This is a genomic window from Enterobacter sp. ECC-019 (assembly GCF_043974075.1).
Taxonomy (GTDB): domain Bacteria; phylum Pseudomonadota; class Gammaproteobacteria; order Enterobacterales; family Enterobacteriaceae; genus Enterobacter; species Enterobacter asburiae_D.
On sequence record NZ_CP143759.1, the window covers coordinates 866,528 to 882,769 of the forward strand.

The window sequence follows — 16,242 nt, forward strand, 5'->3', positions numbered from 1 at the left end:
ATCCTTGTTAAGCGCGAGCATTTTAACGAAAACGTTTGCGCAACGCTCGCACATTTTCACTTTTTCGTATCATTGTGGATAAGTCTGTGTGTAAAAAGGTATAAGGCGGGGTTTTGCTGTGGAATGCAGCAGTCAGTCATTTTTCTGTCATTTAGCGGTTGCGGCCTGCGGAGAACTCCCTATAATGCGCCTCCATCGACACGGCGGATGTGAATCACTTCACACAACAAGCGGTTCGGTTGAAGAGAAAAAATCCTGAAATAACGGGTTGACTCTGAAAGAGGAAAGCGTAATATACGCCACCTCGCAACGGTGAGCGAAAGCCGCGTTGCACTGCTCTTTAACAATTTATCAGACAATCTGTGTGGGCACTCAAAGTGACATGGATTCTTAATGTCTCCGGACAATAAATGAATACCAAGTCTCTGAGTGAACATACGTAATTCATTACGAAGTTTAATTCACGAGCATCAAACTTAAATTGAAGAGTTTGATCATGGCTCAGATTGAACGCTGGCGGCAGGCCTAACACATGCAAGTCGAGCGGTAGCACAAGGAGCTTGCTCCTGGGTGACGAGCGGCGGACGGGTGAGTAATGTCTGGGAAACTGCCTGATGGAGGGGGATAACTACTGGAAACGGTAGCTAATACCGCATAACGTCGCAAGACCAAAGAGGGGGACCTTCGGGCCTCTTGCCATCAGATGTGCCCAGATGGGATTAGCTAGTAGGTGGGGTAACGGCTCACCTAGGCGACGATCCCTAGCTGGTCTGAGAGGATGACCAGCCACACTGGAACTGAGACACGGTCCAGACTCCTACGGGAGGCAGCAGTGGGGAATATTGCACAATGGGCGCAAGCCTGATGCAGCCATGCCGCGTGTATGAAGAAGGCCTTCGGGTTGTAAAGTACTTTCAGCGGGGAGGAAGGCGATAAGGTTAATAACCTTGTCGATTGACGTTACCCGCAGAAGAAGCACCGGCTAACTCCGTGCCAGCAGCCGCGGTAATACGGAGGGTGCAAGCGTTAATCGGAATTACTGGGCGTAAAGCGCACGCAGGCGGTCTGTCAAGTCGGATGTGAAATCCCCGGGCTCAACCTGGGAACTGCATTCGAAACTGGCAGGCTAGAGTCTTGTAGAGGGGGGTAGAATTCCAGGTGTAGCGGTGAAATGCGTAGAGATCTGGAGGAATACCGGTGGCGAAGGCGGCCCCCTGGACAAAGACTGACGCTCAGGTGCGAAAGCGTGGGGAGCAAACAGGATTAGATACCCTGGTAGTCCACGCCGTAAACGATGTCGACTTGGAGGTTGTGCCCTTGAGGCGTGGCTTCCGGAGCTAACGCGTTAAGTCGACCGCCTGGGGAGTACGGCCGCAAGGTTAAAACTCAAATGAATTGACGGGGGCCCGCACAAGCGGTGGAGCATGTGGTTTAATTCGATGCAACGCGAAGAACCTTACCTACTCTTGACATCCAGAGAACTTAGCAGAGATGCTTTGGTGCCTTCGGGAACTCTGAGACAGGTGCTGCATGGCTGTCGTCAGCTCGTGTTGTGAAATGTTGGGTTAAGTCCCGCAACGAGCGCAACCCTTATCCTTTGTTGCCAGCGGTTAGGCCGGGAACTCAAAGGAGACTGCCAGTGATAAACTGGAGGAAGGTGGGGATGACGTCAAGTCATCATGGCCCTTACGAGTAGGGCTACACACGTGCTACAATGGCGCATACAAAGAGAAGCGACCTCGCGAGAGCAAGCGGACCTCATAAAGTGCGTCGTAGTCCGGATTGGAGTCTGCAACTCGACTCCATGAAGTCGGAATCGCTAGTAATCGTAGATCAGAATGCTACGGTGAATACGTTCCCGGGCCTTGTACACACCGCCCGTCACACCATGGGAGTGGGTTGCAAAAGAAGTAGGTAGCTTAACCTTCGGGAGGGCGCTTACCACTTTGTGATTCATGACTGGGGTGAAGTCGTAACAAGGTAACCGTAGGGGAACCTGCGGTTGGATCACCTCCTTACCTTAAAGAACCTGCCTTTGTAGTGTCCACACAGATTGTCTGATGAATGATGAACTTCTGAATGTACTTTTGAGTGCATTAAGAAGTTTTGCTCTTTAAAAATCTGGATCAAGCTGAAAATTGAAACGACACATCTTTAATGGTGTGTTCGAGTCTCTCAAATTTTCGCAAGTCGGTGATGTATAGAAAGAAACATCTTCGGGTTGTGAGGTTAAGCGACTAAGCGTACACGGTGGATGCCCTGGCAGTCAGAGGCGATGAAGGACGTGCTAATCTGCGAAAAGCGCCGGCGAGGTGATATGAACCTTTGACCCGGCGATGTCCGAATGGGGAAACCCAGTGCAATTCGTTGCACTATCGTTAACTGAATACATAGGTTAACGAGGCGAACCGGGGGAACTGAAACATCTAAGTACCCCGAGGAAAAGAAATCAACCGAGATTCCCCCAGTAGCGGCGAGCGAACGGGGAGCAGCCCAGAGTCTGAATCAGCTTGTGTGTTAGTGGAAGCGTCTGGAAAGTCGCAGGGTACAGGGTGATACTCCCGTACACGAAAGCACACAGGTTGTGAACTCGAAGAGTAGGGCGGGACACGTGGTATCCTGTCTGAATATGGGGGGACCATCCTCCAAGGCTAAATACTCCTGACTGACCGATAGTGAACCAGTACCGTGAGGGAAAGGCGAAAAGAACCCCGGCGAGGGGAGTGAAAAAGAACCTGAAACCGTGTACGTACAAGCAGTGGGAGCACCTTCGTGGTGTGACTGCGTACCTTTTGTATAATGGGTCAGCGACTTATATTCTGTAGCAAGGTTAACCGTATAGGGGAGCCGAAGGGAAACCGAGTCTTAACTGGGCGTTAAGTTGCAGGGTATAGACCCGAAACCCGGTGATCTAGCCATGGGCAGGTTGAAGGTTGGGTAACACTAACTGGAGGACCGAACCGACTAATGTTGAAAAATTAGCGGATGACTTGTGGCTGGGGGTGAAAGGCCAATCAAACCGGGAGATAGCTGGTTCTCCCCGAAAGCTATTTAGGTAGCGCCTCGTGAACTCATCTTCGGGGGTAGAGCACTGTTTCGGCTAGGGGGCCATCCCGGCTTACCAACCCGATGCAAACTACGAATACCGAAGAATGTTATCACGGGAGACACACGGCGGGTGCTAACGTCCGTCGTGAAGAGGGAAACAACCCAGACCGCCAGCTAAGGTCCCAAAGTCATGGTTAAGTGGGAAACGATGTGGGAAGGCACAGACAGCCAGGATGTTGGCTTAGAAGCAGCCATCATTTAAAGAAAGCGTAATAGCTCACTGGTCGAGTCGGCCTGCGCGGAAGATGTAACGGGGCTAAACCATGCACCGAAGCTGCGGCAGCGACGCGTATGCGTTGTTGGGTAGGGGAGCGTTCTGTAAGCCGTTGAAGGTGTCCTGTGAGGGGTGCTGGAGGTATCAGAAGTGCGAATGCTGACATAAGTAACGATAATGCGGGTGAAAAGCCCGCACGCCGGAAGACCAAGGGTTCCTGTCCAACGTTAATCGGGGCAGGGTGAGTCGACCCCTAAGGCGAGGCCGAAAGGCGTAGTCGATGGGAAACAGGTTAATATTCCTGTACTTGGTGTTACTGCGAAGGGGGGACGGAGAAGGCTATGTTAGCCGGGCGACGGTTGTCCCGGTTTAAGCATGTAGGCGGAGGTTCCAGGTAAATCCGGTACCTTATTAACGCTGAGGTGTGATGACGAGGCACTACGGTGCTGAAGTAACAAATGCCCTGCTTCCAGGAAAAGCCTCTAAGCATCAGGTAACATCAAATCGTACCCCAAACCGACACAGGTGGTCAGGTAGAGAATACCAAGGCGCTTGAGAGAACTCGGGTGAAGGAACTAGGCAAAATGGTGCCGTAACTTCGGGAGAAGGCACGCTGATATGTAGGTGAAGCCCCTGCGGGTGGAGCTGAAATCAGTCGAAGATACCAGCTGGCTGCAACTGTTTATTAAAAACACAGCACTGTGCAAACACGAAAGTGGACGTATACGGTGTGACGCCTGCCCGGTGCCGGAAGGTTAATTGATGGGGTTAGCGGCAACGCGAAGCTCTTGATCGAAGCCCCGGTAAACGGCGGCCGTAACTATAACGGTCCTAAGGTAGCGAAATTCCTTGTCGGGTAAGTTCCGACCTGCACGAATGGCGTAATGATGGCCAGGCTGTCTCCACCCGAGACTCAGTGAAATTGAACTCGCTGTGAAGATGCAGTGTACCCGCGGCAAGACGGAAAGACCCCGTGAACCTTTACTATAGCTTGACACTGAACACTGGTCCTTGATGTGTAGGATAGGTGGGAGGCTTTGAAGCGTGGACGCCAGTCTGCGTGGAGCCGCCCTTGAAATACCACCCTTTAATGGCTGGTGTTCTAACGTAGACCCGTAATCCGGGTTGCGGACAGTGTCTGGTGGGTAGTTTGACTGGGGCGGTCTCCTCCCAAAGAGTAACGGAGGAGCACGAAGGTTAGCTAATCCTGGTCGGACATCAGGAGGTTAGTGCAATGGCATAAGCTAGCTTGACTGCGAGAGTGACGGCTCGAGCAGGTGCGAAAGCAGGTCATAGTGATCCGGTGGTTCTGAATGGAAGGGCCATCGCTCAACGGATAAAAGGTACTCCGGGGATAACAGGCTGATACCGCCCAAGAGTTCATATCGACGGCGGTGTTTGGCACCTCGATGTCGGCTCATCACATCCTGGGGCTGAAGTAGGTCCCAAGGGTATGGCTGTTCGCCATTTAAAGTGGTACGCGAGCTGGGTTTAGAACGTCGTGAGACAGTTCGGTCCCTATCTGCCGTGGGCGCTGGAGAATTGAGGGGGGCTGCTCCTAGTACGAGAGGACCGGAGTGGACGCATCACTGGTGTTCGGGTTGTCATGCCAATGGCATTGCCCGGTAGCTAAATGCGGAAAAGATAAGTGCTGAAAGCATCTAAGCACGAAACTTGCCCCGAGATGAGTTCTCCCTGACCCTTTAAGGGTCCTGAAGGAACGTTGAAGACTACGACGTTGATAGGTCGGGTGTGTAAGCGCAGCGATGCGTTGAGCTAACCGATACTAATGAACCGTGAGGCTTAACCTTACAACGCCGAAGCTGTTTCGGCGGACGAGAGACAGAAGATTTTCAGCTTTGATACAGATTTAACAGAATTTGCCTGGCGGCTTTAGCGCGGTGGTCCCACCTGACCCCATGCCGAACTCAGAAGTGAAACGCCGTAGCGCCGATGGTAGTGTGGGGTCTCCCCATGTGAGAGTAGGGAACTGCCAGGCATCAATTAGAAGAACCCCGTACCGTAAGGTGCGGGGTTTTTTGCTTTTTACTTTCCCCTTCCTTGAAACTTTCTCACCTTCCGCTTGCAGACTCGACATTCATAACGTTTCTGGGTATCGTTAGCTATCTGGATGTCTAAACGTTTATACGTGTGCTGTGAGGATATTAAGTTATGCCGATTCGGGTGCAGGACGAGCTACCAGCCGTCAATTTCTTGCGTGAAGAGAACGTCTTCGTGATGACGGCTTCGCGTGCGACAGGTCAGGAAATTCGCCCGCTGAAGGTGCTTATTCTCAATCTGATGCCAAAAAAGATCGAAACAGAAAACCAGTTCCTGCGTCTTCTGTCGAACTCTCCGCTGCAGGTCGATATTCAGCTGCTGCGAATCGATGCCCGTGAGTCGCGTAATACGCCTTCTGAGCATCTGAACAACTTCTACTGTAACTTCGATGACATTCAGGGTGAAAACTTCGACGGACTGATTGTGACCGGCGCGCCGCTCGGTCTGGTTGAATTTAATGATGTCGCGTACTGGCCGCAGATCAAACAGGTTCTGGAGTGGGCAAAAGATCACGTCACGTCGACATTGTTTGTCTGTTGGGCGGTACAAGCCGCACTGAATATTCTTTATGGCATCCCCAAGCAAACCCGCACTGAAAAGCTTTCCGGCGTATACGAACACCACATTCTTCATCCACATGCGTTGCTGACGCGTGGTTTCGATGACTCTTTCCTGGCCCCACATTCTCGCTACGCCGATTTCCCGGCCCAGCTGATTCGTGATTACACCGATCTGGAGATCCTGGCCGAAACGGAAGATGGAGATGCTTATCTGTTTGCCAGCAAGGATAAACGCATTGCTTTTGTGACCGGGCATCCTGAATACGATCCGCATACTCTCGCGTCAGAGTATTTCCGTGATGTCGAAGCGGGTCTTAATCCGGAAGTACCGTACAACTACTTCCCAAAAGACGATCCGCAAAACAAACCGAGAGCAACCTGGCGCAGCCACGGGAATTTGCTTTTCACTAACTGGCTCAACTATTACGTCTACCAGATAACGCCATACGATCTGCGTCACATGAATCCGACGCTGGAGTAATCTTCTGCATTAAACGATCCTAAAGCGTTTCAGCTATTCAAATCAGGCACCTTCGGGTGCCTTTTTTATTTCCGAAATGTCACTCACCATTCGATCAAACTTTAATCTCAATAAAATCAATTAATTAATGGCAATTAACAATTAAAATGGAAATTATTTTTGATTTTGAAAAAAATATAGATAGTCTTAATTCTGCTGAGCGAAAACTACCCAACGATCTTTCGTTCGCATCGGGGGCGTGATTTTGGATCTTTGATGAGGAGCAGAGTAATGACTCAACAGGCAACGACGGTCGATGAACTGGCCTTTACCCAGCCGTATGGCGAGCAAGAACAGCAAGTTTTGACGGCGGAAGCGGTAGAGTTTCTGACTGAACTGGTGACCCGCTTTACGCCGCAGCGTAATAAGCTGCTGGCGGCACGCATTCATCAGCAGCAGGAAATTGACGATGGCAAGTTGCCTGGATTCATTTCGGAAACCGCTTCCATTCGTCGTGGTGAGTGGAAAATCCGCGGCATCCCTGAAGATTTACAGGATCGTCGCGTTGAGATCACCGGTCCGGTAGAGCGCAAAATGGTGATTAACGCCATGAACGCCAACGTTAAAGTCTTTATGGCCGATTTTGAGGACTCACTGGCGCCAGACTGGAACAAAGTTATCGACGGGCAGATCAACCTGCGCGACGCCGTGAACGGCACAATCAGCTATACCAACGAAGCCGGCAAAATTTACCAGCTCAAACCGAACCCGGCTGTGCTGATTTGTCGCGTACGCGGCCTGCACCTGCCTGAAAAACATGTTACCTGGCGTGGGGAAGCCATTCCGGGCAGCCTGTTTGATTTCGCACTCTATTTCTTCCACAACTACAAGAACCTGCTGGCAAAAGGCAGCGGACCTTATTTCTATCTGCCAAAAACGCAGGCCTGGCAGGAAGCGGCCTGGTGGAGCGAGGTCTTCAGCTATGCGGAAGATCGTTTCAACCTGCCGCGCGGCACCATCAAGGCCACGCTGCTGATTGAAACGCTGCCAGCCGTGTTCCAGATGAATGAAATTCTGCACGCCCTGCGCGACCACATTGTCGGCCTGAACTGCGGACGCTGGGACTATATTTTCAGCTACATCAAAACCCTGAAAAACTATCCCGATCGCGTGCTGCCGGATCGTCAGGTGGTCACCATGGATAAACCATTCCTGAGCGCCTACTCGCGTCTGCTGATCAAAACCTGCCACAAGCGCGGTGCCTTTGCGATGGGCGGCATGGCGGCATTTATCCCGAGCAAAGACGCAGAGCGCAACAATCAGGTGCTCAACAAGGTGAAGGCTGACAAAGAGCTTGAAGCCCGTAACGGTCACGACGGCACGTGGATTGCCCATCCCGGCCTGGCCAATACGGCGATGGAGGTCTTCAACCGCGTACTCGGTGACAATAAAAACCAGCTGTTTGTCACGCGCGAAGAGGATGCTCCAACGGCTGAAGAACAGCTGCTGGCTCCGTGTGCGGGCGAGCGGACGGAAGAGGGCATGCGTGCCAATATTCGCGTCGCCGTGCAATACATCGAAGCGTGGATCTCCGGTAACGGCTGTGTCCCGATCTACGGCCTGATGGAAGATGCCGCGACGGCGGAGATCTCACGTACCTCCATCTGGCAGTGGATCCACCATCAAAAAACGCTCAGCAACGGCAAGCCGGTAACCAAATCCCTGTTCCGCCAGATGCTGGCCGAAGAGATGCGGGTGATCCAGGACGAGCTGGGCGAACACCGCTTCAGCAGCGGACGTTTTGACGACGCTGCGCGCCTGATGGAGCAAATCACCACATCAGACGACTTAATCGACTTCCTGACCCTGCCGGGCTACCGCTTCCTGGCGTAACTCACCACATAACAATATGGAGCATCTGCACATGAAAACCCGTACCCAACAAATCGAAGAGTTGAAGAAAGAGTGGACACAACCTCGCTGGGAAGGCATCCGCCGTCCTTACAGCGCGGAGGAAGTGGTGAAATTACGCGGCTCGGTCAATCCGGAATGCACGCTGGCACAGAACGGTGCGGCGAAAATGTGGAAGCTGCTGCACGGTGGCTCTAAAAAGGGCTACATCAACAGCCTCGGCGCGCTGACCGGCGGTCAGGCGCTGCAGCAGGCGAAGGCCGGTATTGAGGCGATTTACCTCTCCGGCTGGCAGGTCGCGGCGGACGCCAACCTGGCCTCCAGCATGTACCCGGATCAGTCGCTCTACCCGGCTAACTCCGTGCCGTCGGTCGTGGATCGGATCAACAATACCTTCCGCCGTGCGGATCAGATCCAGTGGGCCGCAGGTATCGAACCTGGCGATCCGCGTTTTACTGACTACTTCCTGCCGATCGTTGCGGATGCGGAAGCAGGCTTCGGTGGCGTGCTGAACGCCTTCGAGCTGATGAAATCGATGATTGAGGCCGGTGCAGCGGCCGTTCACTTCGAAGACCAGCTGGCGTCAGTGAAGAAATGCGGACACATGGGCGGTAAGGTGCTCGTTCCGACTCAGGAAGCGATTCAGAAGCTGGTTGCCGCGCGTCTGGCTGCTGACGTGCTCGGCGTGCCGACGCTGGTGATTGCCCGTACCGATGCCGACGCGGCGGACCTGATCACCTCTGACTGCGACCCGTACGACAGCGAATTCATCACCGGCGAGCGTACCAGTGAAGGCTTCTACCGTACCCATGCCGGCATTGAACAGGCGATCAGCCGCGGCCTGGCGTACGCGCCTTACGCAGACCTGGTCTGGTGTGAAACCTCTACGCCGGATCTGGCGCTGGCAAAACGCTTTGCCGACGCCATCCACGCGAAATACCCGGGCAAGCTGCTGGCCTACAACTGCTCGCCGTCCTTTAACTGGCAGAAAAAGCTGGATGACAAAACCATCGCCAGCTTCCAGCAGCAGCTGTCCGACATGGGTTACAAATACCAGTTCATTACCCTGGCAGGCATCCACAGCATGTGGTTCAACATGTTCGACCTGGCGCACGCCTACGCGCAGGGTGAGGGCATGAAGCACTACGTTGAGAAGGTGCAGCAGCCGGAGTTTGCGGCGGGCAAAGACGGCTACACCTTCGTGTCTCACCAGCAGGAGGTGGGCACCGGCTACTTTGATAATGTGACCACGATTATTCAGGGCGGCACCTCCTCCGTCACCGCCTTAACGGGTTCAACGGAAGAAGCACAGTTCTAATCTTTTCCCCCTCTCCCCACTGGGGAGAGGGTTGGGTAAGGGGAATATATGTCGCGTGGTCTGGAATTGCTGATTGCCCAAACTATTTTGCAGGGCTTTGATGCCCAGTATGGTCGTTTTCTTGAAGTGACATCCGGCGCGCAGCAGCGCTTCGAACATGCAGACTGGCATGCGGTTCAGCAGGCCATGAAGCAGCGTATCCATCTCTACGATCACCACGTGGGTCTGGTGGTGGAGCAGCTGCGCTGTATCACTGACGGTAAAAGCCCGGATGCGGATTTTTTACTGCGCGTCAAAGAGCATTACACCCATTTGTTACCCGACTACCCGCGCTTCGAAATTGCGGAGAGCTTTTTCAACTCCGTCTATTGCCGGTTATTTGACCACCGCTCACTATCTCCTGAGCGGTTATTTATCTTCAGCTCCCAGCCCGAGCGACGCTTTCGAACCATTCCACGTCCGCTGGCGAAAGATTTCTTTCCCGATCGCGGATGGGAAAAGCTCCTGCACCGCGTGCTAACGGATCTACCGCTGCGCTTGCCTTGGGAGAATAAAACCCGGGATATCGGTTATATCCACGCGCATCTCAACGAAACCTTCGGCGCGGAGGTGCTCAGCCACAGCCATTTGCAGGTGGCCAACGAGCTTTTCTACCGCAATAAAGCCGCCTGGCTGGTAGGCAAACTGGTTACACCGACCGCCATTGTGCCGTTTCTGCTGCCGATTCATCGTACCGACGACGGGGAACTGTTTGTCGATACCTGCCTGACCACCAGCTCTGAGGCCAGCATCGTGTTTGGCTTCGCCCGCTCCTATTTCATGGTGTACGCCCCGCTGCCTGCCGCGCTGGTGGAGTGGCTGCGCGAGATCCTGCCGGGTAAAACCACCGCCGAGCTGTATATGGCGATTGGCTGCCAGAAGCACGCCAAAACGGAAAGCTACCGGGAGTACCTGCGTTATGTCACCACGGCCGATGAGCAGTTTATCGAAGCGCCAGGCATTCGCGGCATGGTGATGCTGGTCTTTACGCTGCCGGGTTTCGATCGGGTCTTTAAGGTGATTAAAGACAGATTCGCGCCGCAGAAAGAGATGACCGCCGCGCACGTCCGCGCTTGCTATCAGCTGGTTAAAGAGCACGATCGCGTCGGGCGCATGGCGGATACCCAGGAATTCGAAAACTTTGTGCTGGACAAACAGCAGATCGACCCGGCGCTCATGACGCTTTTGATGCAGGAAGCGCCCGCGAAAATCACCGATCTGGGTGACAAAATCGTGATTAGCCATCTCTACATTGAGCGCCGCATGGTGCCGCTGAATATCTGGCTTGAGCAGTCCGAAGGTCAGGCGCTGAGGGATGCCATTGAAGAATACGGCAACGCGATTCGCCAGCTTGCCGCCGCCAATATTTTCCCCGGCGATATGCTATTTAAAAACTTTGGTGTTACCCGTCACGGGCGGGTGGTGTTCTACGATTACGACGAAATTTGCTACATGACCGAGGTGAATTTCCGCGATATCCCGCCGCCCCGCTACCCGGAAGATGAGCTTTCCGGTGAGCCGTGGTACAGCGTCTCGCCGGGCGATGTGTTTCCGGAGGAGTTTCGCCACTGGCTGTGCGCCGACCCGCGCATCGGGCCGCTATTCGAAGAGATGCATGAGGATCTGTTCCGTGCCAGCTACTGGCGCGGACTACAAACGCGGATCAAAAATGGGCATGTCGAAGATGTGTACGCTTATCGCCGCAAGCAGCGGTTTTGCATCAGATTTTCAGAGGGCATCCTGTAGGCCGGGTAAGGCGAAGCCACCACCCGGCAAAGCGATCTCAACGAATCCCACCGTACGCCAACGTCACCTCTTTCGCCGCCTTAATCACCAGCGCACCCAGCTCGGTCACGCGGTCGTCGGTCATGCGTGAAATAGGGCCGGAGATGGAGATGGCGGCAAACGGCTCGCGATGTTCGTCAAAAATGCAGGACGCCAGGCAGCGCAGACCCAGGGCATGTTCTTCATCATCAAACGAATAGCCGCGCTTGCGGGTCAGGGCCAGATCTTCTTTCAGATGCACGGGCGACACCAGCGTGGCGTGGGTATAAGCGTGCAAACCTTTACGGTGCAGCAGCCCGGTCACCTGCTCCTCGCTCAGTTGGGAGAGAAACGCTTTCCCCGCCCCGGACGCGTGCATAGGCAGCTTGCCGCCAATCGGTGCGGACATGCGCATCAGCTGCGTACACTGCACCTGGTCGATAATAATCGCCTGATGGTCGCTCTGGTCCAGCACCGCCAGGTTTACCGTCTCGCCGGACTCTTCCATCAGCTTGCGCAGAATCGGGTGCACAATCGCCAGCAGGTTGCGGCTCTGCAGGAAGCTGCTGCCGACGATAAAGGCGTGCGCGCCCACCGCCCAGTGCCCCAGCTCGCCGACCTGGCGGACAAAGCCCAGCTGCTGCATGGTGGTCAGCAGGCGGTGCGTCGTGGAGTTTGGCAGGCCAGCCTGCTGGGCCAGCTCCGTCAGGGCCACGCTGCCGTGCGACTCGGCTATCCACTCCAGCAGTTTCAGACCGCGCGTGAGCGATTGAACCTGTCCGCCCTGTTGAGCGGTGGTAGTGGCAGCAGGCTTTCTGCCGCGTTTAGCGGGAACGGTCGCGACCATGACGATCTCCTTTTTCTGTATCGTGGAAATCATTTTCGTTTTATTTGGTGAATTTGCAACCGTTATCCTGACTGATCGGAGGAGTGATGGTGAACATGTCTCATGTTACCGCTGTGCGACTTTTCCACCCTGCGAGATTGTGCCAGTATGGAACGCAGCCTTTTGGCCTTGTTGAGCGTTGTCGGGAGCAAGTGTGAGCAGCAAAGTAGAGCAACTGCGTGCGCAGTTAAATGAACGAATTCTGGTGCTGGACGGCGGCATGGGCACCATGATCCAGGGCTATCGTCTGAGTGAAGACGATTTCCGCGGCGAGCGCTTTGCCGACTGGCCCTGCGACCTCAAAGGGAACAACGACCTGCTGGTGCTCAGCAAGCCGTCCGTTATTAAGGATATCCACAACGCCTACTTCGAAGCGGGTGCGGATATCGTTGAAACCAACACCTTCAACTCGACAACCATCGCCATGGCGGATTACCAGATGGAATCCCTGTCGGCGGAAATCAACTTTGAAGCCGCGAAGCTGGCGCGCGCCTGCGCCGACGAGTGGACGGCACGCACGCCTGACAAGCCGCGCTACGTTGCCGGGGTGCTTGGCCCGACGAACCGCACCGCGTCAATTTCACCGGACGTCAACGACCCGGCGTTTCGTAATATCACCTTCGATCAGCTGGTTGCCGCCTACCGTGAATCGACCAAAGCGCTGGTGGAAGGCGGTTCCGATCTGATCCTGATTGAAACCGTATTCGACACCCTCAACGCCAAAGCCGCGATTTACGCGGTGAAAGAAGAGTTTGAGGCGCTGGGCGTTGACCTGCCGATCATGATTTCCGGCACCATCACCGACGCCTCCGGCCGCACCCTGTCCGGCCAGACAACCGAAGCGTTTTATAACTCCCTGCGCCACGCCGAAGCGCTCTCCTTTGGCCTTAACTGCGCGCTGGGGCCGGATGAACTGCGCCAGTATGTGCAGGAGCTTTCCCGTATCGCGGAATGCTACGTCACCGCCCACCCGAACGCCGGTCTGCCGAACGCGTTCGGTGAATACGATCTCGATGCCGACACCATGGCGGCGCAAATCCGCGAGTGGGCAGAGTCTGGCTTCCTGAACATCGTCGGCGGCTGCTGCGGCACCACGCCGGAGCACATCGCGGCCATGAGCAACGCCGTGGCCGGGCTACCGCCGCGCAAGCTGCCCGAGCTTCCGGTTGCCTGTCGCCTTTCCGGCCTCGAGCCGTTGACCATCGGCGACGACAGCCTGTTCGTGAACGTGGGCGAGCGTACTAACGTCACCGGTTCCGCAAAGTTCAAGCGCCTGATCAAAGAAGAGAAATACAACGAAGCGCTGGACGTTGCCCGCCAGCAGGTGGAAAGCGGCGCGCAGATTATCGATATCAACATGGACGAGGGGATGCTCGACGCCGAAGCGGCGATGGTGCGTTTCCTCAACCTGATTGCCGGTGAGCCGGACATCGCCCGCGTGCCGATCATGATTGACTCCTCCAAATGGGAAGTTATCGAAAAAGGGCTGAAGTGCATCCAGGGTAAAGGCATCGTTAACTCCATCTCGATGAAGGAGGGGGTTGATATCTTTATCCACCACGCGAAGATGGTCCGCCGCTACGGTGCCGCCGTGGTGGTGATGGCCTTCGACGAAGTGGGCCAGGCGGATACCCGCGAGCGCAAAATTGAGATTTGCCGCCGCGCGTACAAGATTTTGACCGAAGAGGTGGGCTTCCCGCCGGAAGACATTATCTTTGACCCGAACATTTTCGCCGTCGCGACCGGGATTGAAGAGCACAACAACTATGCCCAGGACTTTATCGGCGCATGTGAAGACATCAAGCGCGAGCTGCCGCATGCGCTGATCTCCGGCGGCGTATCGAACGTGTCGTTCTCGTTCCGCGGTAACGACCCGGTGCGTGAAGCGATCCACGCCGTGTTCCTCTACTACGCCATCCGCAACGGCATGGACATGGGGATCGTTAACGCCGGCCAGCTAGCGATTTATGACGACCTCCCTGCCGAGCTGCGCGACGCCGTAGAGGATGTGATCCTTAACCGCCGCGACGACGCCACCGAGCGCATGCTGGACCTGGCGGAAAAATACCGCGGCAGCAAATCGGATGAGGCGGCAAACGTTCAGCAGGCCGAGTGGCGTTCCTGGGACGTGAAAAAGCGTCTGGAATACTCACTGGTCAAAGGCATTACCGAATTTATCGAGCTCGATACCGAAGAGGCGCGCCAGCAGGCAGCCCGCCCGATTGAGGTGATTGAAGGCCCGCTGATGGACGGCATGAACGTGGTCGGCGATCTGTTTGGCGAAGGCAAGATGTTCCTGCCGCAGGTGGTGAAATCCGCCCGCGTGATGAAGCAGGCGGTGGCGTATCTTGAGCCCTACATCGAAGCCAGCAAAGAGAAAGGCTCCAGCAACGGCAAGATGGTTATCGCCACCGTGAAGGGCGACGTGCACGACATCGGCAAGAATATCGTCGGCGTAGTGCTGCAGTGTAATAACTACGAAATTATTGACCTCGGCGTGATGGTCCCGGCGGACAAAATCCTCAAGACCGCGCGCGAAGTGAACGCCGACCTGATTGGCCTCTCCGGCCTGATTACGCCGTCGCTCGACGAAATGGTCAACGTGGCAAAAGAGATGGAGCGACAGGGCTTCACCATTCCGTTATTGATTGGCGGGGCGACCACCTCGAAAGCGCACACGGCGGTGAAAATCGAGCAGAACTACAGCGGCCCGACGGTGTACGTGCAGAACGCCTCGCGCACGGTGGGCGTGGTCTCCGCGCTGCTCTCCGACACCCAGCGTGACGATTTTGTGGCGCGCACCCGCAAAGAGTACGAAACCGTTCGCATCCAGCACGGCCGTAAGAAGCCGCGCACCCCGCCTGTTTCACTTCAGGCGGCACGCGACAACGATCTGGCGTTTGACTGGTCCAGCTATACGCCGCCGGTCGCGCACCGTCTGGGCGTGCAGGACGTAACGGCAAGCATCGAGACGCTGCGCAACTACATTGACTGGACGCCGTTCTTTATGACCTGGTCGCTGGCGGGCAAATATCCGCGCATCCTGGAGGATGAGGTGGTAGGAGAGGAGGCGAAGCGTCTGTTTAAAGATGCCAACGACATGCTCGACACGCTGAGCGCAGAGAAAACCCTCAACCCGCGCGGCGTGGTGGGCCTGTTTCCGGCGAACCGCGTGGGCGACGACGTGGAAATTTACCGCGATGAAACCCGCACCCACGTGCTGGCGGTCAGCCGCCATCTGCGCCAGCAAACGGAGAAAGTGGGCTTTGCCAACTACTGCCTGGCCGATTTCGTCGCACCTAAGTTAAGTGGTAAAGCCGATTATATCGGCGCCTTTGCGGTAACCGGCGGTCTGGAAGAAGATGCGCTGGCGGATGCGTTCGAAGCGCAGCACGATGATTACAATAAAATCATGGTGAAAGCGATTGCCGACCGCCTGGCGGAAGCTTTCGCCGAGTACCTGCACGAGCGCGTGCGTAAGGTACACTGGGGCTACGCGGCGAATGAGAACCTCAGCAACGAGGAGTTGATCCGCGAAAACTACCAGGGGATTCGCCCGGCGCCGGGCTATCCTGCCTGCCCGGAGCACACCGAAAAAGGCACCATCTGGAAACTGCTGGACGTGGAAACCCATACCGGCATGAAGCTCACCGAGTCGTTCGCCATGTGGCCGGGCGCGTCCGTTTCAGGCTGGTACTTCAGCCATCCGGACAGCAAGTACTTCGCCGTGGCGCAGTTGCAGCGGGATCAGATCGAAGATTATGCCCTGCGCAAAGGCATGAGCGTGTCAGAAGTCGAACGCTGGCTGGCACCGAATCTGGGCTACGACGCCGACTAAAATCACTTTTCCTTACAACAAACAGGGCGCCCATTAGGCGCCCTGTCTCTTTCTTACGTTTAAACCCTTATACTGAACCTAAG

The 16,242-nt window shown here is 55.2% G+C and carries 6 protein-coding genes and 3 rRNA genes; 8 read left to right on the forward strand and 1 reads right to left on the reverse strand.

Features of this window, described 5'->3' with window-relative positions:
- Nucleotides 1-478 precede the first annotated feature (478 nt).
- From V1566_RS04040 to aceK, 7 genes are all read left to right on the forward strand, one after another.
- Nucleotides 479-2,018: ribosomal RNA gene (locus V1566_RS04040) — 16S ribosomal RNA — on the forward strand.
- Between the two features lie 209 nt (nucleotides 2,019-2,227).
- Nucleotides 2,228-5,133 (forward strand): 23S ribosomal RNA (locus V1566_RS04045).
- A gap of 72 nt (nucleotides 5,134-5,205) precedes the next feature.
- Nucleotides 5,206-5,321: ribosomal RNA gene (gene rrf, locus V1566_RS04050) — 5S ribosomal RNA — on the forward strand.
- The 16S, 23S and 5S rRNA genes sit together here, the layout of an rRNA operon.
- Before the next feature lie 173 nt (nucleotides 5,322-5,494).
- Nucleotides 5,495-6,424 carry a homoserine O-succinyltransferase gene (gene metA, locus V1566_RS04055; protein WP_059312978.1) on the forward strand — a complete coding sequence of 310 codons (930 nt, stop codon included), beginning with the start codon at nucleotides 5,495-5,497 and terminating at the stop codon, nucleotides 6,422-6,424.
- A 270-nt stretch (nucleotides 6,425-6,694) separates the two neighbouring features.
- Nucleotides 6,695-8,296: a malate synthase A gene (gene aceB / locus V1566_RS04060; RefSeq protein WP_395305132.1), complete on the forward strand. Its 1,602-nt coding sequence runs from the start codon at nucleotides 6,695-6,697 to the stop codon at nucleotides 8,294-8,296.
- Between the two features lie 31 nt (nucleotides 8,297-8,327).
- The gene (gene aceA, locus V1566_RS04065) at nucleotides 8,328-9,632 is read left to right on the forward strand and encodes an isocitrate lyase (RefSeq protein WP_029742132.1); all 1,305 of its coding nucleotides are present in this window, start codon (nucleotides 8,328-8,330) and stop codon (nucleotides 9,630-9,632) included.
- Nucleotides 9,633-9,680: 48 nt separating this feature from the next.
- Entirely contained in the window at nucleotides 9,681-11,417 is a 1,737-nt protein-coding gene (gene aceK / locus V1566_RS04070; protein WP_395305133.1) for a bifunctional isocitrate dehydrogenase kinase/phosphatase, read from the forward strand.
- Nucleotides 11,418-11,454: 37 nt separating this feature from the next.
- On the opposite strand, the gene iclR is transcribed toward aceK, so the two are convergent.
- The gene (iclR, locus tag V1566_RS04075; RefSeq protein WP_311391385.1) at nucleotides 11,455-12,282 is read right to left on the reverse strand and encodes a glyoxylate bypass operon transcriptional repressor IclR; all 828 of its coding nucleotides are present in this window, start codon (nucleotides 12,280-12,282) and stop codon (nucleotides 11,455-11,457) included.
- Nucleotides 12,283-12,475: 193 nt separating this feature from the next.
- Between iclR and metH the strand changes: the two genes are divergently transcribed.
- Complete coding sequence (gene metH / locus V1566_RS04080; RefSeq protein WP_395305134.1) at nucleotides 12,476-16,159, forward strand: methionine synthase; 3,684 nt, start codon at nucleotides 12,476-12,478, stop codon at nucleotides 16,157-16,159.
- The last annotated feature ends 83 nt before the right edge of the window (nucleotides 16,160-16,242 follow it).

Excerpts from the sequence above, each read along its gene's own strand:
- metA (WP_059312978.1), top strand. The coding sequence starts at position 5,495 with ATGCCGATTCGGGTGCAGGACGAGCTACCAGCCGTCAATTTCTTGCGT.
- aceB (WP_395305132.1), top strand. The coding sequence starts at position 6,695 with ATGACTCAACAGGCAACGACGGTCGATGAACTGGCCTTTACCCAGCCG.
- aceA (WP_029742132.1), top strand. The coding sequence starts at position 8,328 with ATGAAAACCCGTACCCAACAAATCGAAGAGTTGAAGAAAGAGTGGACA.
- aceK (WP_395305133.1), top strand. The coding sequence starts at position 9,681 with ATGTCGCGTGGTCTGGAATTGCTGATTGCCCAAACTATTTTGCAGGGC.
- iclR (WP_311391385.1), bottom strand. The coding sequence starts at position 12,282 with ATGGTCGCGACCGTTCCCGCTAAACGCGGCAGAAAGCCTGCTGCCACT.